The sequence below is a fragment of the Sphingobium fluminis genome, from assembly GCF_037723805.1.
Taxonomy (GTDB): Bacteria; Pseudomonadota; Alphaproteobacteria; order Sphingomonadales; family Sphingomonadaceae; genus Sphingobium.
Map to the genome: position 1 here is coordinate 1 of NZ_JBBJUK010000006.1, position 19,762 is coordinate 19,762.

Sequence of the window (19,762 nt, forward strand, 5' to 3'; positions counted from 1 at the left end):
GCTGGGGCGCCCGTCCCCTTCCCAAAGGCGATCGGACGGGTCATTTCGTCACGCTGGCGTCTGGCTATGAGAATGACAATGATGCGCTCCCGGTCCGCACCGATGCCCGGATCGTCGTGGCAACGTTAAAAGCGGGCGAAAGCGCCGAATATCCGATCGGCAAGGACCGCAAAGCCTATATTGTCCCGCCAACAGGCGTGATCAGAATCGATGACGTACAGGTCAACGCCCGTGACGGCGCAGCGATCAAGAATGTCGACGTCATTCGTGTAACCGGTGCTGACCATCGCGCCGCCAATGCCATCGACCATCTGGCGGATGAAATCCCCGTCTCGGTCCACGGTAATCGGTTGGCTGCCACGTCCGACCCCAAAAATGATAATCCTGATGTCGTAGCTGTTTGAACCGGGATCCGCCGTCCTGAGCTGGACAGCGGCCCTTTTGCCGTCGGGCGATATGGCGAAGATATGTTCGCCTGCGGCCGGTTGGACGGGGCCGATGTCGGCCAACCGGACCAGATCCTGAGCGGTTAGCGGCCTTCTCTCTTGGCTTTCTGCATTGCGAAAAGGGCATGCGCCTCGATCGCATGTGCTGACCACGGCAGGCACAGGGCGGCGATAAGCGCCGCACGTTCGACACGGGCCTTTCGCATCAGAAGCTCTTGCTGATCGTAGCGCTAAGGAACCTGCTGACGCTCGGGAAAAATTGTTGGAATCGTAATGATAGCCGAGCGGACTGATCATTCGGATATAGGGCGGCTTCTCATTGAAAATATTCAGTATAGACAATGTAAACACCATGTCCGAACGTGCGCCTGCATCACTGCCGGTTCGTATCGGGCGACAAGACGCATAGTCACCAGCAAGACCCACGCTCGCGCCACGCCCCGCACAGTAATCGATCAGGTCAGGACGCGTTATTCATCCGCTCGGGTGAAAAGGTCTTGCGCAATATTTTGCGGGCGATCTTCCACTGGCCGTTCACTTTGACGAAATCGTCTTCATAGCGGACGTGGGTGCGTTCGCGCTCGCCTGTTTTCATCTCCGCTTCAACCAAGGCGAACACGATTCCCGATGCGCTTGTTTCAGTGAGATTTTCAATGACGAGATTTGCCATCAAATGGGTGACATATTGCACCGTATCGGCGAGTGATTGGCCATAGGCGCGAATGGCATCATGCCCGACGTACAGGCCGAAACCAAATTCGCGCTCATCAAAAAACGCGTCAGGGGTGAACACATCGACCCATTTTTCGATCTGAAACAGGTCGATATGAAGCGCGTAGCGATGAGTGAGCTGCTGAATTTCGAGATAGTCGCTCGTTATCATTGTCAGTCCTTCTCAATAATCGCCGAAAGGGCCACCGCTATTAGACGGCGGCGCCCACGACATGACCTTCGCGGATCGCCGCCTGCACGTATCGCGGTGCGGCAGCATCGCCGATCACATGAAGATTGGCAATCTGCCCCTCCAGCGTATCGAAGATGTCCCGGTTCTGGCGATTATGCGAGACCAGAACGATCGTATCGGCAGGGATCGTGACGGAGTCCGCCATGGTATCGTAAAGATAGGCCGGACCGACGGTTATATCGCCTTCGCCAATGGCGATGCCGCGCGTACGGATCATATAGTGGAAGGGCTTGCCTTCCATGCGTTGCAGATAGGGTTCCACCATGAGCGTGGTCCGGGCGAGCGGGGCAATCTCCCGCCGTGGCGTGACATAGGTGACTTCGAGGCCCTGATTGATCAGAAATTCGGCCGATCCCAGACCTTCGAAATGGCCAACATCGTCCACCACCACGGCGGACTTGCCGAGGTTGGAAGGCGTCGCCATGAACAACTCCGTCGACGAAATGACGCCCTTGCGTTCGACATTCCTGATGGGTTCGCCAAGATGCGACATCTGCACCCCGTTCATCCGTTCCATCGATCCGGTGGCGACGATGACCACATCTGCCCCGATTTCAAGTACATCGTCGGCATCCAGATAGGTGCTGAGACGGACCTCGACGCCCAGCCGAAAGATTTCCTCTTCGAGCCAAGTGATGATGTCGAGCAGGTTGTGCCGCGTCGGCACCTTGCCCGCTGCGCGCAAAGCGCCGCCAAGGTAGGGGTTGGCCTCGGCCAGTATCACCGAATGCCCACGCATCGCCGCAACGCGGGCCGCCTCCATGCCAGCCGGCCCGCCGCCGATCACCAGAACCGATCGGGGTTCAGGCGCAGGCGTCAGCAGATGATCGCCCCGTTCCAGCTCGTGGCCCGTACCGGGATTGACAGCGCATTCCATCGGTGCGCCGATCAGCAGGTTTGTAACGCACGCCTGATTACAGGCAATGCAGGGCCGAACGCGATCACTCTCGCCGGCAAGGCTTTTCGCGACGAGGCGCGGGTCGGCGATCATGGCCCGCACTAGGCCGACCATATCGGCTTCACCGGCGCGAATGACCTGATCGATTTCCTCCAGCGTCCGGAAGCGGCCAGTGACGAGCGTCGGCAGCTTAACGGACTGGGTAATGGGAATGCTGGTGGGAAGCTGATAGCCGGTGGGCTCGTTCATGCCGCCGATCATCTTGTCGTTGCGCGCGTAGCTTCCGATCGAGACATTTATGTAATCCACCAAACCTTTTTCTTCCAGGGTGCGGGCGAGCAGGATCGTATCCGCTTCGGTCACGCCGCCGGGTGCGAGGTCATTACCAACGCGGATGCCGACGACGAAATTCGATGAAACATTGCTCCGAATGGCCGTCAGGACTTCAAGCACAAAGCGCATCCGATTTTCGATCGGACCACCATATTCGTCGTCACGATCGTTTGTGAGGGCGCAGAAAAATTGATGGGGCAAATAGCCGTGCGCGCCATGAAGATCGACGCCGTCAAGGCCACACGCCTCCATTCGACGCGCAGCATCCGCATAAGCCCCAACCACCTCGTCGATCATTGCCTTGGTCATGCGGACCGGAACATACCCGGACTCGACATTGGGAAGGTCGGACGAACTCCAGGGCGGCGTGCCGTCCCAACCCCCGCAATGCCCGCCATGCCAGAGCTGCTGGAACAGCCGCGTTCCATGCGGCTTTATCCGGTCGACCAGCTTACGCATGCCGACGTCGTAATCAGGCTCGAAGAGATTCTGATACATGTGCGTCGATGGATGCACCGAGCCGATCTCGTTGATGATGAGGCCGACGCCGCCACGGGCGCGCTCTTCATGATAGGCGATAAGTCTGTCGCTCATCCGGCCGCCGCCCAGATCGGTCGCATGCGCCGGCCGGAACGTCCGGTTCTTGATTTCAAGATTACCAAGCTTGATGGGCTTATCGACGTGGGTGTACGACACTGACTCTCTCCAACTTTCTTGCTTCGCTCGCTACGGCTATCAATTTTCTAGCGTGGTAGTCACGCGCCCGGCCGCCTCAATGACGATACAGTAACGCGTGATTGTCTGCTGTGCCTGTTATCAAGATCGCGCCGTCGCATTTTCCCTCACCTCAGATATTCTACCGCCCTTCATCAGTCCGGGTAAACTCGCAAAAGCGAGCGTGGGCCGGGCGTGGCAAAGAGCGTCTAGTATCGTTATACTATATCGGCTAACGGGAGTTATTCGGGCTGTCAACTGGTGTTGGCGGTAAGATAGTCGTGCAATTTGGCTGTCCCGCCGCGTATATCACGACATCCTTCAGTTGCGGCCCTTCTGCCCAATTCCGGCAATCTGAATGCCAAGGCTACCGTCTCGGCAGCACGTCGAGGAACAGGCTTGCGATGATGAAGGAACTGCCGGCAGGCCCAACGACCACTACTAACGGAAAGGCAGTTGCGCGACGACGCACCATCTTGCACGACGGTGAATGTCGGCCGGCCCGTTCTGGGATTCGTCTTGTTCGGGTTGCGGCAGTCCGTCTATAAATAGGTGGACCAGCATGAGCTGGAGCAGGCGCGGCGGTTGGACGCGCGGGGGGCGTTCGCCTGGGAGAAGATGATGGGTCGTTTGGCTGGAAAAGTAGCGGTCGTCACAGGTGGTGTGTCGGGGATCGCTTTTGGTGTCGTGGAAATGTATGTTGCCGAGGGTGCGAACGTTATCGTGGCCGATATTCAGGCACAGAAAGGGGCTACTCTGGAACAACGGTTTCCAGGCTCTGTTTTTTTCAGTCCATGCGACATTCGTGACGAAAGCGACATCGCCCGCACAATCGCAATGGCGGAAGAAAAGTTCGGCGGCCTCGATATCGTGGTGCATGCAGCGGCGTCAGTCGATCATAAACAAAAGATCGTGGATCTGACGACCGAAGCCTGGGACGACGGGCAGGCCAATTTACTGCGCAGCCACGTCATGTGTATCAAGCATGCCGTCGGTCCAATGGAAAAGCGCGGCGGCGGATCGGTGGTTCTTATTTCGTCGGCTGCCGCCGAAAATTTCTCGCCGGCCGCAAGTATGGTTTACGTGGTGTGCAAGGGCGCGGTACTATATCTGGCGCGCTGGGCAGCGTTCGAACTATCGAGCAGCAATATTAGAGTAAACGCCATCGTTCCGGGCGCATATGCAACCTCGATGTGGGGTCAGTTGGTCGGCGCTAGCAAGGATGTGGCGGACGTAATGCCGGAATATCTCGACGAGATGATGGCCGGATCGCAGCCATTGCCCAAAGCCGGCAAGCCGATGGACATCGCCTATGCGGCAACGTTCCTTGGATCGGACGAATCCAGATTCGTCACCGGGACGCAACTGGCGGTCGATGGCGGTCTGTCTGTGTTCCGGCCGGCGGTGCCGCGGGAAAAGGTCATGGCCTATCTCGAAGACGCGAAGGCTCAGGCCGAAGCCGAACTGCAACAGGCCGGGTAAGGTGAGCGACGGCGGCAGGAGCAAGCGCCGGCGACCGTCCTGGCTAAAGGCGCGGATGAGGGTGGTGACCCGCTTCTGCTCTTGTCTAAAGTTTTAGGAAGCCTCTGACATTCTCGTGGGGCTAGAAGTTAGGAGTGGTGCCTGATGACGCAAGTAGCGCGCGTAAACGGTTATTACAGCGGAGTGGTCAACGGCAATATCGACGCTGTGTGGGATGTCCTGATGGACTGGGGCGACATTTCCTGGTTCCATCATGGAGATAATGAGGGGCCGGCTCTCGCGCAGTCCTTTCTGGAAGGAGAGCCGGACGCGATTCCGAGAACCCGCGTGATGACTCGCGACAATGCAGTCGATGCCGGTTTGCCCTTTGAAAATAGAGAAGTTCTGATCCTTGCGGACAAAAAATCCTATCGACTCTACTATGATGCCAATGATGGGATGATCGGCGGAATCCGCAATTACCTGGCCAGCTGGACGCTCGATCCCCTGACCAGCGAAAGCTGTCAAATGACCATTCAGTCGATGTATGACGTCGATGAAAACGGTACGGTGGAGGTCGCCAAGGGCTGGCTCGACCCTGTCTATGTCATGATCGTCGACGGCCTCGACAAGCATATGATCAAAACGCGCGCAGCATCCGGGGCGGCCGCTGCTCCGTCCTGATCGGCAGGCTCCGGTCTAGGACGAAAAATCGCCCGGCGTTTTCGAGGATGAATCGGAACGCCGGGCGAAGGCTTTTCAAGGGCGGCCGCCGTCTACCTGAATCAGCGCGCCAGTCGTGAAGCTGGAATGCTCCGACGCCAGATACAGGACGGTCGAAACGATTTCTTCCGGCTCGCCATAGCGTTTGATCGCGGACTTGATGTTCGCGGCCTTGTCCGGCGACCAGGCCTTGGCGATGTCGGTGCGGAAGCTGCCGGGCAGGATCGCATTGACGCGCACCTTGGGGGCATATTCGAACGCATGGGCGATGGTGATCGCGTTCAGCGCCGCCTTAGCGCCGGAATAGGGCGCATATTCGGGCTGCGGCCGGATCGATCCGATCGACGAGATGTTAATGATGCTGCCGCCATCGCCTTCCGCCATGCGGCTCGCGACCAGGGCGGTCATGCGGAACGGACCTTTGAAGTTGACGCCTATCACCTTGTCGAACAGCGCTTCGGGCGTGCCGATCGAGCCATCGGACAGCGGTGACATGCCGGCATTATTGACCAATATGTCGATCTTGCCGAAATGGGCGTAGGCGACTTCGGCCAGCCGGTCGATATCGTCCCAGCGGCCCAGATGTGCACCGACGCCCAGCGCCCGCACGCCGAATTCGGCCTCGATCTCGGCCGCCAGCTGCTCGCAATTTTCGGCGTTGCGGCTGGCGATCACCACGTCAGCGCCTTGCTCGGCGAAGGAGCGGCAGATCGCCGCGCCAAGACCGCGGCTGCCGCCGGTCACCAGAACGACCTTGCCGCTGAAATCGAAATATTGCTTCATGACCCGACCTATTCCGATTCCGTGAGGGTTTTGCGCGCCAGTGCGGCGATCGTCGCGACCCGGTCCTGCGTGTGCTTGACGGCGCGATTGACGCCAGTGCCGATGCTCGCGCGCTTCAATATGCCCTGGATCATCACGGCATAGCGGAACTGGACGAAGCTGAAATAGAAGCTCAGATCCGGTATGGCGTCGATGCCAGCGCGCTTGCAATAGCTTGCCACATAGGCGTCGAGCGAAGGGATGCCGAGCGCGTCGAGATCATGGCCCATCAGCGTCGTGGCGCTGCCTTCGGCGAAGCCATGCGGCTCCCACCAGGCGCGCGTATTGTGCGCCAGATCGATATAGGGATTGCCGAGCGTCGACAGCTCCCAGTCAAGCGCCGACAGCACCTTAGGCTCGGTCGGGTGAACCATCGCGTTGTAGAGGCCGAAATCGCCGTGCAGGATCGTCGTCGGCTCGCTTTGCGGCAAGCGATCGTGCAGCGCCTGCATCAGCCAGTCGATATCGGGCACATCGACCAGTTTCGACTGTTCGTAATTGCTGCACCAGCGTTTGAGGTTGCGCGCGGTGAAGCCGGTTTCCTTGCCGAAATCCTGGAGCCCCAGCGCCTTGTAATCCAATTTGTGCAGATCGGCGAGATAGACGTTCATTGAATCGTAAATGGCGGTACGGTCGGCCTTGGCGACGCCAGGCAGGTCGGCGTTCCAGAACACGCGGCCGTCGATGAATTCGGTGATGTAAAAGGCCGAGCCGATTACGGATTCGTCGTCGCAATACAGGGCAGGGCGGGGGACCGGGAACCCGGCATCCGACAGCGCCTTGGTGACGCGATATTCACGGTCTATGGCGTGCGCCGACGCTAGCAAGTGGCCCGGCGGTTTGCGGCGCAACACATAGCTTTTGCCCGGGCCCACCAGCTTGTAGGTCGGGTTCGACTGGCCGCCCTTGAACTTTTCGACCGTGAAGTCGCTGCCAAGCCCGTCGACGCGCGGGGCGAGATAGGCGGCGAGCTTCTGCACATCGAGCGCAAGATGTTCCGGTGGCGCTTCGGTGCCGGTGAGCAGGTCCTGACGATCAGCCATGAGTCGACGCCTCGCTTATCTTGGGTGCTTTGTATTTCAGTAACTCGTTACGGGCGATCACGCGATTATGCACTTCGTCCGGCCCGTCGCCGATGCGCATGACGCGCAGGCGCGCGAAGGTGTAAGCGAGACCGAAATCATCGCACATACCGGCGGCGCCATGGGCCTGTTGCACCACATCGCACAGATGTTGAGCCAGTTCGGGCACGATGACCTTGATCTGCGAAATTTCGTTGCGGGCCTGCTGCACGCCCACCGTATCCATCAGCCATGCGGTCTTGTAGACGAGCAGGCGGCTCATTTCGATGTTGATGCGGGCGCGGGCGATCCGCTCCTTCCACACGCTTTCGTCGGACAGGCGCTTGCCGAAGGCGACGCGGCTCGTGAGGCGCAGGCACAGCTTTTCGAGCAGTCGCTCCGACACCCCGATGATGCGCATGGCGTGGTGGATGCGGCCCGGCCCGAGGCGGCCCTGCGCGATCTCGAAGCCACGCCCTTCGCCAAGGATGACGTTTTCGGCCGGCACGCGGACATTTTCGAACAGGATTTCGGCATGGCCGTGCGGGCGATCATGATAGCCGAAGATCGGCAGCGAGCGCACCAGCGTGACGCCCGGCGTGGTCGGTTCGACGAGAATCTGCGTCTGTTGCAGATGGCGCGGAGCCGACGGGTCGGTCTTGCCCATGACGATGAAGATTTTGGTGCGCGGATTATAGGCGTTGGTGATCCACCATTTCCTCCCGTTGATGACATAATCGTCGCCATCGCGCTCGATCCGGGTTTCGACATTGGTCGCGTCCGACGAGGCGACGGCAGGCTCGGTCATCGCGAAGGAGGATTTGATCTCGCCCGCCAGCATAGGCTTGAGCCATTTTTCCTGCTGCGCCGGGCTGCCATAGAGCGAGAGCACATCCATATTGCCACTGTCGGGTGCGTTGCAGTTGAACACTTCCGACGCCCAGTGGACGCGGCCCAGCGCCTCCGCGATCGGGGCATAGTCCAGATTGCTCAGGCCTGGCCCATGCCGGGTATCGTGCATGTGCATGTTCCAGAGGCCGGCGTCGCGCGCCTTCTGCTGCAATTCCAGCATAAGCGGCGGCACGCGCCAGGGATCGTTAGTCTCATCGCCCAGTTGCTCTTCGTACAGCGCCTCGTTCGGGTAGACATGCGCTTCCAGGAAAGACTGCACCTTTGCGAGCCATTCTTTTCCCCGTGAGCTGATGGCGAAATCCATAGTAAACTCCGTTGCAGGCTGCGAAGGCGCGGCGGATTGCTCCGTCCTGCTCCGAGCTGTTGGCCTGAGGCGAACCTCGATCTTTTAGCGGGCGCGCCGCTGCAATCTATTTGCGTCGCCTCTCATCGCGTGTTCCGGCTCAGCCGAATTGCTCATAGCGGCGGTGAGGCACCGAACAAGTGCCTTTACAGGTCCGTTCCGGCATAATCGGCCGGAATATGATCTCCATCTCCAGTGCTGGCGGCAGGATTCGTTGCCCAGTTGCAGACCTATTAGCCGGCCGAGTGACGCACGAAAAGATGGAGATTCCTCAATACAGCCCCGGTCCCCGTAATAGGTTATAGGACCTAGCATTAACGCGGCAATGTTGGCATAAACGCCGCGATAGAGTGTAAGCCATCATAAAGTGGCGCAAATTGTGTGGCGCCCCAGTGGCTCATCGAACTCGGTGAACCGAAAAGAGGCTTATCCGAGCGGGGGCCGGGCAGGAAATTAGAGGATAGCATGTCAAATATCTTGGTTACGGGCGGAACGGGTAATATTGGCATGTACGCGGTCGCGGAGTTCATGCGGCGGGGTCATGACGTGGTGGTGTTAGATCGGGTGTCCGCCTCGCCCATCCTCGAATCCATCGCGCCCATGGCGAGAATCATCAAGGGCGATATACTCGACGCCAACCAGCTTTTCGACATAGTCCAGTCTAACGGAATCGACCATATCCTGCATCTGGCCGCGTTTCTGGGACCGGAGTCGTCCACCGATCCGATCAAGGCGATGAACGTGAACTGCCAGGGCACGGCGAATGTGTTCGATGCGGCATTGCGCCATGGTGTGAAGCGCGTCTGCTGGTCGAGTTCGATCGCGGCTGTGGGCGTCATGCCCGATTATGATGGCCGACTGGTGGACGAAACCTATCGCGTAGGGCCGACGACACCCTATGGGGCGAGTAAATATTTTTGCGAACTGATGACCGATACCTATCTGGCCAAGGGGCTCGACATCAAATGCGTTCGACCTGCCTTCGCATTCGGCTTGGGCAAGCTGTCCGGTAGCTGGGGAGCGAACTATAACCGGATAATATATAATGCCGCCACGGGCAGCGCCTCCAGGTTTCCGGCGTGGTCGAAAAATGGTCTTCAGATCATTTACAACAAGGATCAGGCCAAATTTTGCGTCGACGTGACGCTGAGCGAAACGGGCGGTAGCTGGCTTTACAATACGCCGACCGAACCGCCCTTTTCCGAGGACGAGTTTATTGCGCTGATCAAGACGGTGGTCCCGGATGCCGTCATCACCCGGGATCCAGCCGCGCCCTTTGGATCGGCCTTCCCGCCCAATGTCGATGGCGGCCGGGCTCTGCGTGAACTTGGCTTTAAGCCTGATTATGGCGTCAAAGCCGGGATTGCGGAGATGGTCGATTATTATCGAACCCATCCTGATCAGGACCTGTAATGTTAAGGGTCGTCAGGACGGACGTCGATGGCGGTCTGCCAGCGCGGCCGGGTGAATAAAAAATTGCCGACGTCGACTGGGCGTCTGGATAAGTCGAAAATGCTGCTATACCGGGGTAGCTCAGGGGTCACGCACAGGTCAGGGCTTAATAACTGGCCGGACGTGCGTTGCAACGCCTGACACGAGAGCGAATGAGAAACGAGGAAATCAGATGGGTGAGGCACATTCTCCGGTCCATGATCGATCGGAGATCCGCGACTGGACGGTCGGACAGCTGCTCGAAAACGCCGTAGAGAAGGCGGGGGATTCGATCGCTCTGAAAGATGGCGAACTGACTTGGACCTACAAGCAACTGCACGCTGACTCGGCGCGGTTGGCGCGTTTTCTGCTCGCCCACTTTGCCCCGGGCGACCATGTAGCCCTTTGGGGCGCCAACAGCGGGCCATGGGTCCTGTATCAGATGGCGGCGGCGCAAGCGGGCATCATTCTCGTTACGCTCAATCCGGCGCTGCGATCGGCTGAGGTCGAAGCGCTTTTGCGGCAGAGCCAGTCTGTGGGTCTTATCTCGGACCTGGAATATCGTGGCATTTCCCTGACCGGGATTATCGATGAAATCCGCCCGTCGTTGCCCCAGTTGCGCGAAGTGCTGCTGATCAGTGACTGGAGCGATCATCTTGCCGACGCGCCCGATGACGTGATCGAAGTCACCGTCAGTCCGGACGATACGGCCCTCATCCTCTACACGTCGGGCACGACCGGGTTGCCCAAGGGGGTCAAACTCCATCATCGGGGGATCGTCAATAACGCGTTGCTGGGATCGGAACTCTACAAGCTGGAAGACGGACTTTCCTGGCTTGGCGTCATGCCGTTTTTTCATATCGGCGGTTCGGTCAGCACGATCCTGGGCTGCATCTCGCGGTTGAGCACGCATGTCGTGTTGCGCGCTTTTGAACCCGGGGACGTCCTGCGCCTGATCGAGCAGGAGCGGATCGTCTGGTTTCCCTGTGTCCCGACGATGGCCATCGCCATCATGGAGCATCCCGATTTCGACAAGACCGACCTGTCGTCGCTGGAAGTGATCCAGACCGGCGGCACTACGGTGTCACCCGAATTCGTCCGCCGTCTGGGAGACCGTTTTCATGCGGACGTCCAGATCATGTTCGGTCAGACCGAAGCCGGCGGCGTAATGTGCAAATCGTTGCGTGGGGACCCGGTCGAGGTGATCGCCGGAACGGTCGGAAAGCCTTACCCCTATACGGAGCTGAAGATTTCCGATGCCGTCACGGGCGCGACATTGGGCATTGGCGAGATCGGCGAAATCCGCATTCGCAGCCCCTATATGACTCGCGGCTATTTCGACAATCCTGCGGCAACTGCGGGGGCTTTCGATGAGGAAGGCTTTCTGCGGACCGGCGATCTGGGGACGCTGGACGATCTGGGCTATGTCCGTGTAACGGGACGTCTCAAGGAGATGATCATTCGCGGCGGCGAAAACATCTATCCGCGCGAAATCGAGGACCGGCTGGGTGACTATCCTGGTATCGCCGAATGTGCGGTGGTCGGCGTGCCACATGCCCGCTGGGGCGAAGAGGTAGCCGTCGCGATCAAATGCCATGCTGGCACGACGATCGAGGTCGAAGAGGCGCGGGAGTTCCTGCTTAACCGGATGGCGCGCCACAAAGTGCCCAAGATGTGGCGGCTGGTGGAAGATTTCCCCCGCACCTCATCGGGCAAGATCCAGAAATTCGAGCTGATCAAGCTGTTCGCGGAAGCGGACGATAAGGCCGGATAAAGGCGGTTCGAGCGCAGCAGTCGGGCTGCGACGCCGTATTCGAGACAAGAAAACCGGCGCAGTCCTGTCATCAGGACCGCGCCGGTTTTGTGGTCAGAGGACGATGAAGGCGTTCTTGTCGCCGAATTTGTGCACCGTCGATTTGCCGGCAGGGAAATCGTCGAAGATGTGACGGTCGATGTTCATGCCGCTAAACTGTTCCATGATGACGGGTTCGCTACAGCAGTCGAGCAACTGGCGGTTATATTCCTGGAACTCCGGAACGAGGCGCAGTTCCGCCGCGACGTCATCCTCCCACGACGCAAAGACGACGAACTCGTTCGGGTCGCGCGCCCAGCCCTGGAACGCGAAGGTGCAGCCGCGATAATAGAAAGGCTTCGCCTGCTCGCAGACATTTTCGAACAGTTGGAGGAACTCCTCGCGACGCGCGGGGTCTACTTTCCAGCGAACCGAGAACAGGTTGCGATCACGGGTAAAGGGTGATTCTCTTTCAGTCATGAAACTCTCCTTCATGGGTTTTTAGGGTGAATATGGCTCTGGAAGCGCCGCATCGACGGTTGGTCGGACTTCTCCGGCTTGAAAGTGCATCCCACCGGTTGCCGTCAGACTTATTGACAACCACAGAGGACCGGCACGTTCCTCTCAGTGATGTATAGGATGTAGTATCCTGCCTCTCAAGGGGTTGCCGGTCAACGCTCATCCACCACATTGCGTCAGCGCACTTGTCTCTCGCTGGGTGGGGCTAATCTTCGGCGACGAAGCCTGGGAATGTGCGCAGATAGGCCAGAAATGCGTCGGTCACGCCCTCGGCGCGCAGATGCGCCGTATCGACCGGCTGCCCGGGCGACTCATACGTCGCGTCCTGGCGCACCCGTTCGGGGAAATCATGACGCAATATGCCCGCACGGCCGATCGTCACGAAATCGCAGCCCTCGTCGATAAGGTTGATCGCGGTGGCGGCGTCCATGATCTTGCCAGCGACCCCCAGTCGGACATCATGCCGGGGTATATCGGTGAAATAGCTTAGCAGGCTCCTGCCGTGGAAAGCCTCTTCATGGGGTTCCTTCGCCACATCCCATAGCGACATGTCGAGATAATCGATGCGGCCCTGCTGCATGATCTCTCCAGCCAGTTCGCGCACTTCGGCCAGTTGCATGCCGAAGCGTTCGGGCGAGAGGCGGAGCCCGAGCTGGAAATCGGGACGGCAGCGGGCGCGAATGCCGTCGATTACTTCGAGCATGAGCCGAGCCCGGTTTTCGATGCTGCCGCCATAGCGGTCGTTCCGGCGATTAATCGTAGGAGATAGGAACTGAGCGAGAACATAACCATGCGCGCCGTGAATCTGGACGCCGTCGCATCCAGCCTTGTCCGCGCGCAGGGCGGCCGCGATGAAGTCTTCACGCAGTTGCTCGACCTCGTCCAGACTCAGTGCCCTCGCGCCGTTGCGCACGCTGTCGGAGGGGGCGACCGGCGTGCCCACCAATTCCGCATCCGCACGCTCTCCCCCATGATAGAGTTGAACCGCTGAGACGGAGCCATTGTCCCGAACGGCCTTTGCAAAACGCGCGAGGCCCTCGATATGCTGATCGTCAAATATACCGAGTTGCCCCGGATATCCCTGCCCGACGAGTTGCACCGGGGCCGCTGCGGTCATGACCAGCGCGAAGCCGCCGGCGGCGCGCATCATCAACCAGCGAACTTCATCCTCGGAAAGGCGACCATCGGCATGGCTTTGCTGATTGGTGAGCGGGGCCAGCATGAGACGGTTCTTCAGGGCAGGACCGCGCGAGAGTACCAGGGGCTCGAACATTTTTGTGTGAGACATTATTTCTCCGATCGACGCGCCATTAGAGCATTCTGAAGCCGGCTGGAACAGCCGACGAATTGCAGAAATGCGGAAACTAAGGAAAATGGAGCATCATCCGATTCAATCTGATCGGACGATGCTTCAGTATAGCCAGCCCCTCACACCAAGCCGTACCGAGCGACGACGGGTCAGCCGATGAATTCTTCAGCGAACTGCCGCATGGTCGCCATTCCCTCGTCGACAGAGTAACATTTTGGGCTGAAAATAATCTCGTGGACGCCCGACGCCTCATATTCGGGGATTGCTGCCTTTTGCGCCTGCACGAAGCTCATCTCCGTGGCGCCCAGTTGCCCGTAGAGCTGAGACATGCTCCGGCCACGATCCGCCATATGGCCGGCCAATTCATCCATAAGCTTCCTATATTCCGGAAGGCTCTTCCAGTTGATGTAGAATCCGTCTCCCAGCCTTGCGATGCGACGGAGGGCAGGGGAGGTCTCACCACCTATGAGGATCGGCGGGTGAGGTTTTTGTGTCGGCAGCGGATTGATGCGGCCTCCGTTGAAACTGATGAACTTGCCCTGAAATGGCTCTGTGCTCCCGGACCATAATAATTTCATGACTTCGATATATTCATCGCAGCGTGCCCCGCGTTCCGCGAACGGCACACCCAGCGCTTCGAATTCCTCGCGCATCCAGCCGACGCCAGCCCCGTAGAACAAGCGTCCACCACTCATGAAATCGAGCGTCGCGATAGCCTGAGCTTGGGGGACCGGCTGGCGGTAAGCCACGACGGCGACGCCGGTTCCCAGACGGATCGTTTTCGTGGCCCCAGCGATGACCGCCAGAAAGACGAGGGGGTCATACCAGGGCGTGCCGCCCTCGAACGTGCCGGCCGGATAAACCGAATCGTCGAAGTCGCGGGGCATCAATATATGTTCGCCGACTACGATAGAATTAAAGCCCAGCCGCTCGGCCTCCTGGGCGAAATCGATCACATCTTGCGCACTCGGCGCTATGCCCAGCAGCTGGCTGCAACAAATCCCGTATTTCATCATTGTCTCCTCGAGATGGGAAGATCAGCTGCGAACTGCTATGTGAGCCGCCCAGCGATCGGTCACCTCGCGTCGGTCTTCTACAAAGAGATCGGCGTCCGAAAATATTTCCCGGCGATATAATCACGGTGCGCGAGCAACTTCGGCGGGACCGGGGCTTCGAGATACTGCTCCAGTAAAGGCCCGTAGGTGTGAAAATAGTCAGGCATCGTGCACAAGTCCTTGCTCATCGGCGAGAACAGATTGCTGAATGCCGTCCAATATATATCTGCGGCCGTCAGGCGATCGCCCATGAAATACCGGTTGCCCTTTGCCGACTGCGCATCGAGCCTGCTCACCATGGCATTGAGGATCGACCAAATGCGAGTTCTGGCATAATCATTCGTGACCGGAGACGTATATTTCTGACGCATCGGATTGTCGCTGTCGTCGGCGTCCTTGGGTCCGCGCTCGCCGGACATCAGCATCAGGCGGACGTTCCAGCCAAGCCCGTCATCGCCGCAAATCTCGTGGCATAGACCGAACAAAGCGATCCGGCCTTCCTCATCAGCCGGAATCAGTCGGGGTTCGGGCTGCAACTGTTCGGCGAGTATGAGCATCTCGGACCAGTTGGCCCGAATCCGATCATTATTGAACATCGCGACCGGCGCCGACGTTTGGCCAGTCCATGCCTTCAACGCATCATTGGGCTGTCCGGGCTCCTGCGCTACAGGGATATAATCGATGCCCTTGAGCTCTAATATCGCCTTGATCGCGACGCTCCATGCGCCGGGCACGCCCTGTGTGAACGCGATCCGTAGCCCGGACATGCTTCGCGCCTGTTCCACCGGAATATAGCGGACCGTCGTATCGATCGTCATTTCGCACTCTCCCAATGCCATTTTTCTCGCCCGACGATGCGTCCGACTATATCATTCAACGCTTTGTGCGATGCGTACAGCCCTCGAAAAGCCGACGCCATTATGGTCGGCTTGGAAATGTGTACGCGTTCCGCTTTTTAAGCGTCAGTAAGGCGCCCAGATACTAAGATTTCGAAAGATATGCGCAAGGCTGAGGGAGTGAGACGGGACCTGGGTTATCGATCGTCGTGATCGGTCAGACAACGGCCCCTCCGCCATCATCTACCTAGCCGATGATGGCGGGAGGGGGCCGGTTATCAGCAAACCCAGTTTCTTTGTCACGCCGGAACGGTCTTGGCCTTCTGCTTGGCAAAATACCGGCGGAAACCGTTAAGAATGGCGTCCGAATAGGTCCTTTCGATGAGCGAGATCATCAGGTTCAGGTCGGCTTCGGCAACGATATCGAATTCGGATTTGAACGTCATCAAAGTCTCGCCACCCGGCAACGGATCCAGCATCGTTGTGGCGAGATAATTTCTGAACTCGCTGCGCAGGACCGCGCCGTTCGGGTTGGGGCGGAAGACCATGTCGTACACGATCCGCTTGGTATCATTATCCTGCAGCCACAGCTTTTCATCGACGGCCGAGCCGGTGACATGCCGAACCACGCGGGTGCGCGGAACCTGATTGGGCTCGCCGACAAGCTCGACACTCGCGATGTTAGGGCCGGGGCGGCCACCATCTTCGGGCTTGATCCACCAACGCTCGAATCCTGCCCAGTCGGTCAGCAACTCCCACACGTCTTCCAAGGGCGCATCAACGATGCCGCGATATTCTGCATGGCCTCTTTTATATTTCTGCATATCCTGCCTCCAAAAACTCATTGGCGGACGCAGCCAGCTGACCTGGTGCCGTCGGCCGTCCCGATCACTTATTTCGTCCGCGCCATTGCTCGCCAGCACGGTTTAGTATTAACATACTACATATTCGGCAATTCCATGCTGTCAAGCCTGTGGATGACGCGACGATGGAAATCCATGTTTCAAACGACACGGCTCCCGCCCGGGATTAGGGTAATTGACAAGTGAGGATGCCATTGTCGAATTGGTCCAACCGTGACGCAGGAGAGTAGATATGTTGAGTGCAGATGACCGGTTCGCGTTGCAGGATCTGGTGAACCGATATCCCTATCATATCGATCTGTGGCAGGTCGATGCATGGGTCGATCTGTTCGTCGAAGACGGAGTGCTTGACGAGAGCGCCCTTGGCATGGGCGTGCACAGCGGGCGCCAGGGCATTGCCGCCTATGGCGCGCAACTGAAAGCGGATGTTCTGCATGTCGTCCATCTCATGATGAACCATCTTATCCTCGAATCGAAAGCCGACCGCGCGTCGGGCAGTGTGTTCGCGCTGGTGGAGGCCGATACGCGCAGCAGCGGGCAAGCCCGCTACTATATCCGCTACGAAGACAGCTATGTCAGGACGGCATCCGGCTGGCGGTTCAAAAAACGCAGCATTTTCCCGCTGTTTCCGCCCCAGATAATATCGCCCGCATGAGGTAAGCCGCTCGGCAGAGCAAGAGCGCAAAAGGCGCGGAGCACTCCCGGCCGCCAAATCGGCGGGCAGGGGACGCTCCGCGCCTTTGCGCTGACTATCGACTTATGCTTAGTAGCTCTTGGGCAGATCCAGCACCTTCTCGGCGATGAAGCTCATGATGAGTTGCTCCGTAATAGGTGCAAGCCGCGTGAACGCGACTTCGCGATATAGCCGCTCGACATGATATTCCTTGGCATAGCCAAAGCCGCCATGGGTCGCCATCGCCTGCCAGCAAGCGTCCTGCCCGGCGCGACCCCCCAGGAACTTGGCGGTGTTCGCTTCCGCCCCGCACGGCAGGTTGCTATCATAAAGTTCAGCGGCCCTGATAACCATTTGCCAAGCGCTTTCCAGATACATCCAGCGTTCCGCGAGTGGGTGCTGAATCCCCTGATTCTGACCAATGGGACGATCGAACACGACTCGCTCGCGCGCATATTTTGCAGCCCGGCCCAGCGCGTCCTGGCCAAGACCGATCGCTTCGGCGCCAATCAATATGCGCTCGGGGTTCAGGCTGTGGAGCAGATAGGAGAAGCCCTTACCCTCTTCGCCGATCCGGTCCTCGTCGGGAACGAACAGGCCGTCAATGAAGATCGCGTTAGAATCTACCGCCTTGCGGCCCATCTTGGGGATCTTGTGGACGTCGATCTTCGTTCGGTCGAGGTCGGTGTAGAAAAGGGTGATGCCGTCGGTCGGGCGAGCGCAATCCTCGAACTTTGTGGTCCGCGTCAATAGCATGATCTTGCTCGCGACCTGCGCCGTCGACGTCCACACCTTCTGCCCTTGTACGACGTAACCGCCCGGCACCTTTTCGGCGAAGGTCTTGATGCGGGTGGTGTTGAGGCCGGCGTCAGGCTCGGTCACGCCAAACGCCACCTGGTCCTCGCCGGCGATCAGCCGGGGCACCCAGCGCGCCTTTTGTTCGGGCGTCCCCTTCACCACGATCGGGTGAGGCCCGAACAGATTGACGTGGAGCGCCGAAGCCGCCGTCATGCCGCCGCCATGGCTGGCGACTTCGTTCATCATGATAGCCGCTTCGGTGACACCCAGACCAGAGCCGCCATATTCTTCCGGCATGGTGATCCCGAGCCAGCCATTATCGGCCATCGCCTTATGAAATTCGAACGGGAACACCCCGTCCTCGTCACGGGCCAGCCAATATTCGTCATCGAACCGGGTTACGACGGCGCGGACGCCCTCACGGATGACTTCGCGTTCTTCCTGCGTAGGGAGGGGGCGGGGTGTGGACATAATTATACTCCTGCCAGCGTTCTGCGTGCGGCCTTAAGATGGGGGATGTCATACATTTTGCCGCCGATCCCGAGCGTTCCCGCGTCCGGCGATGCGGCAAAGGCGTCGACTATCATCTGCGCTTCGGCGACCTGTTCGGGTGTCGGCGAAAAGGCGCGATTGATGATCTCGACCTGATCCGGGTGGATGGCAACGCGGCCCGCAAAGCCGTCGCGGCGGGCGCGGCGACAATCTTTCTCCAGCCCTTCTGGGTCGCGGAAATTCGCATAGAGCGTGTCCAGCGCCAGTACCTCCGCAGCGGCAGCCGCAAACAGGCATTGCGCGCGTGCGACCTGATAGGGGAAGGTCCAACTGCCATCTTCTTCCTTGTTATCGGTAGCGCCGATAACAGCGGCCAAGTCCTCGGCACCCCAGGTCATGGCAATCATGCGCGGCGGCGGCGGCGCATAGCTGCCAAGGTTGAACATGGCCTGCGCCGTTTCGGTGGCGACGACGGCCAGCTTGACCGTTCCTTGAGCCATGCCGGCCTGGGCCTCCAGCCGGTCCAGTTCGATGCCGACGCGCACAAGGTCGTCAGCGGCGTTCGCCTTGGGAATCAGCAGCCCGTCCAGTCCCGGTTTCACCACCGCCGCCATGTCATCGAATGTCATGCCCGTGTCGAACGGATTGACGCGGACGAAGAAGCGCCACGCCCGCTTTGAACGGTCATCCAGCAGGCCCGACACATGAGCGCGCGCCGCATCCTTCATCGAAGGCGCAACAGCGTCCTCAAGGTCAAGGATCAGCGCGTCAGCGCCCGCTGTCGAGCCCTTGGCGAACTTGCGTTCGCTATCGCCGGGCACGAAAAGCATCGATCGCAGCTTCATGCGGGACTTCCCATCATCAGCGCATTCCGCTTCGTCGAGCAGACGATCTCGTCCCGCTGGTTCAAGCCGATATGTTCGAAGGTGACAATCCCCTGGCCGGGCCGCGATGCGCTCGGCCGCAGCCCGTCGACGCGCGTTTCGGCGCGGATCGTGTCGCCTGAAAAAACGGGTTTGGGAAATTTGGTCTCGCTCATCCCCAGATTGCCGACGGTCGTGCCAAGCGTCGTATCCTGAACAGATAGCCCGATCACGAGCCCCAGAGTGAATATCGAATTCATCAGCGGCTTACCGAATTCAGTGTCGGCGGCATAGGCATGGTCGATATGGATCGAAGCAGGATTATAGGTGAGCGACGAGAACAGCATATTGTCCATGTCGGTCACGGTACGGCGAATCTCGTGCCGAAATATCTGGCCGACCGAAAATTGATCGAAGTACAGACCCGCCATTGGTATGCTACCTTATCTAGTCC

At 59.0% G+C, this 19,762-nt stretch carries 19 protein-coding genes; 6 read left to right on the forward strand and 13 right to left on the reverse strand.

The window, feature by feature from the left end; all coding sequences use genetic code 11:
- A partial coding sequence (locus WG907_RS14670; protein WP_445326820.1) for a pirin family protein occupies positions 1-404 on the forward strand: 404 nt, incomplete at its 5' end.
- Between the two features lie 502 nt (positions 405-906).
- Here the strand turns inward: WG907_RS14670 and WG907_RS14675 are convergent.
- Positions 907-1,329 (reverse strand): nuclear transport factor 2 family protein, encoded by a 423-nt coding sequence (locus tag WG907_RS14675; protein ID WP_340233945.1) that lies wholly within the window; start codon positions 1,327-1,329, stop codon positions 907-909.
- Between the two features lie 40 nt (positions 1,330-1,369).
- Positions 1,370-3,337 carry an oxidoreductase gene (locus WG907_RS14680; protein ID WP_340233946.1) on the reverse strand — a complete coding sequence of 656 codons (1,968 nt, stop codon included), beginning with the start codon at positions 3,335-3,337 and terminating at the stop codon, positions 1,370-1,372.
- Positions 3,338-3,907: 570 nt separating this feature from the next.
- Between WG907_RS14680 and WG907_RS14685 the strand changes: the two genes are divergently transcribed.
- Positions 3,908-4,837 carry an SDR family NAD(P)-dependent oxidoreductase gene (locus WG907_RS14685; protein WP_340233948.1) on the forward strand — a complete coding sequence of 310 codons (930 nt, stop codon included), beginning with the start codon at positions 3,908-3,910 and terminating at the stop codon, positions 4,835-4,837.
- A 222-nt stretch (positions 4,838-5,059) separates the two neighbouring features.
- Entirely contained in the window at positions 5,060-5,500 is a 441-nt protein-coding gene (locus WG907_RS14690; protein ID WP_340233950.1) for an SRPBCC family protein, read from the forward strand.
- Between the two features lie 75 nt (positions 5,501-5,575).
- On the opposite strand, the gene WG907_RS14695 is transcribed toward WG907_RS14690, so the two are convergent.
- The 3 genes from WG907_RS14695 to WG907_RS14705 are packed head-to-tail and all read right to left on the reverse strand — an operon-like array spanning position 5,576 to position 8,638.
- A complete protein-coding gene (locus tag WG907_RS14695) occupies positions 5,576-6,322 on the reverse strand; it encodes an SDR family NAD(P)-dependent oxidoreductase (RefSeq protein ID WP_340233952.1) in 747 nt (248 codons plus the stop codon).
- A gap of 8 nt (positions 6,323-6,330) precedes the next feature.
- Entirely contained in the window at positions 6,331-7,404 is a 1,074-nt protein-coding gene (locus WG907_RS14700; RefSeq protein WP_340233953.1) for a phosphotransferase family protein, read from the reverse strand.
- Positions 7,397-8,638 (reverse strand): acyl-CoA dehydrogenase family protein, encoded by a 1,242-nt coding sequence (locus WG907_RS14705; protein ID WP_340233955.1) that lies wholly within the window; start codon positions 8,636-8,638, stop codon positions 7,397-7,399. Before WG907_RS14705 ends, WG907_RS14700 begins: the two co-directional genes overlap by 8 nt.
- Positions 8,639-9,142: 504 nt before the next feature.
- Here WG907_RS14705 and WG907_RS14710 point away from each other — a divergent pair.
- Together WG907_RS14710 and WG907_RS14715 are read left to right on the forward strand one after the other, a co-directional pair.
- Positions 9,143-10,090, forward strand: a complete 948-nt coding sequence (locus tag WG907_RS14710; protein ID WP_340233957.1) for an NAD-dependent epimerase/dehydratase family protein — start codon at positions 9,143-9,145, stop codon at positions 10,088-10,090.
- 211 nt (positions 10,091-10,301) lie between these two features.
- A complete protein-coding gene (locus tag WG907_RS14715; RefSeq protein ID WP_340233959.1) occupies positions 10,302-11,882 on the forward strand; it encodes an AMP-binding protein in 1,581 nt (526 codons plus the stop codon).
- A gap of 93 nt (positions 11,883-11,975) precedes the next feature.
- Here the strand turns inward: WG907_RS14715 and WG907_RS14720 are convergent, their stop codons facing one another.
- From WG907_RS14720 to WG907_RS14740, 5 genes are all read right to left on the reverse strand, one after another.
- Entirely contained in the window at positions 11,976-12,380 is a 405-nt protein-coding gene (locus WG907_RS14720; RefSeq protein ID WP_340233961.1) for a putative quinol monooxygenase, read from the reverse strand.
- Positions 12,381-12,624: 244 nt separating this feature from the next.
- Positions 12,625-13,707, reverse strand: a complete 1,083-nt coding sequence (locus WG907_RS14725; RefSeq protein WP_340233963.1) for an NADH:flavin oxidoreductase — start codon at positions 13,705-13,707, stop codon at positions 12,625-12,627.
- A 170-nt stretch (positions 13,708-13,877) separates the two neighbouring features.
- Entirely contained in the window at positions 13,878-14,741 is an 864-nt protein-coding gene (locus WG907_RS14730) for an LLM class F420-dependent oxidoreductase (protein WP_340233965.1), read from the reverse strand.
- An 80-nt stretch (positions 14,742-14,821) separates the two neighbouring features.
- The gene (locus tag WG907_RS14735; protein WP_340233967.1) at positions 14,822-15,601 is read right to left on the reverse strand and encodes a hypothetical protein; all 780 of its coding nucleotides are present in this window, start codon (positions 15,599-15,601) and stop codon (positions 14,822-14,824) included.
- Positions 15,602-15,918: 317 nt separating this feature from the next.
- A complete protein-coding gene (locus WG907_RS14740) occupies positions 15,919-16,443 on the reverse strand; it encodes an SRPBCC family protein (RefSeq protein WP_340233969.1) in 525 nt (174 codons plus the stop codon).
- 271 nt (positions 16,444-16,714) lie between these two features.
- On the opposite strand from WG907_RS14740, the gene WG907_RS14745 reads away from it, so the two are divergent.
- Complete coding sequence (locus WG907_RS14745) at positions 16,715-17,137, forward strand: nuclear transport factor 2 family protein (RefSeq protein ID WP_340233971.1); 423 nt, start codon at positions 16,715-16,717, stop codon at positions 17,135-17,137.
- A gap of 108 nt (positions 17,138-17,245) precedes the next feature.
- Here the strand turns inward: WG907_RS14745 and WG907_RS14750 are convergent, their stop codons facing one another.
- The 3 genes from WG907_RS14750 to WG907_RS14760 are packed head-to-tail and all read right to left on the reverse strand — an operon-like array spanning position 17,246 to position 19,739.
- Positions 17,246-18,424: an acyl-CoA dehydrogenase family protein gene (locus tag WG907_RS14750; RefSeq protein ID WP_340233973.1), complete on the reverse strand. Its 1,179-nt coding sequence runs from the start codon at positions 18,422-18,424 to the stop codon at positions 17,246-17,248.
- A gap of 2 nt (positions 18,425-18,426) precedes the next feature.
- Complete coding sequence (locus tag WG907_RS14755; protein WP_340233975.1) at positions 18,427-19,290, reverse strand: HpcH/HpaI aldolase/citrate lyase family protein; 864 nt, start codon at positions 19,288-19,290, stop codon at positions 18,427-18,429.
- Complete coding sequence (locus tag WG907_RS14760) at positions 19,287-19,739, reverse strand: MaoC family dehydratase (protein WP_340233977.1); 453 nt, start codon at positions 19,737-19,739, stop codon at positions 19,287-19,289. Before WG907_RS14760 ends, WG907_RS14755 begins: the two co-directional genes overlap by 4 nt.
- Positions 19,740-19,762 lie beyond the last annotated feature (23 nt).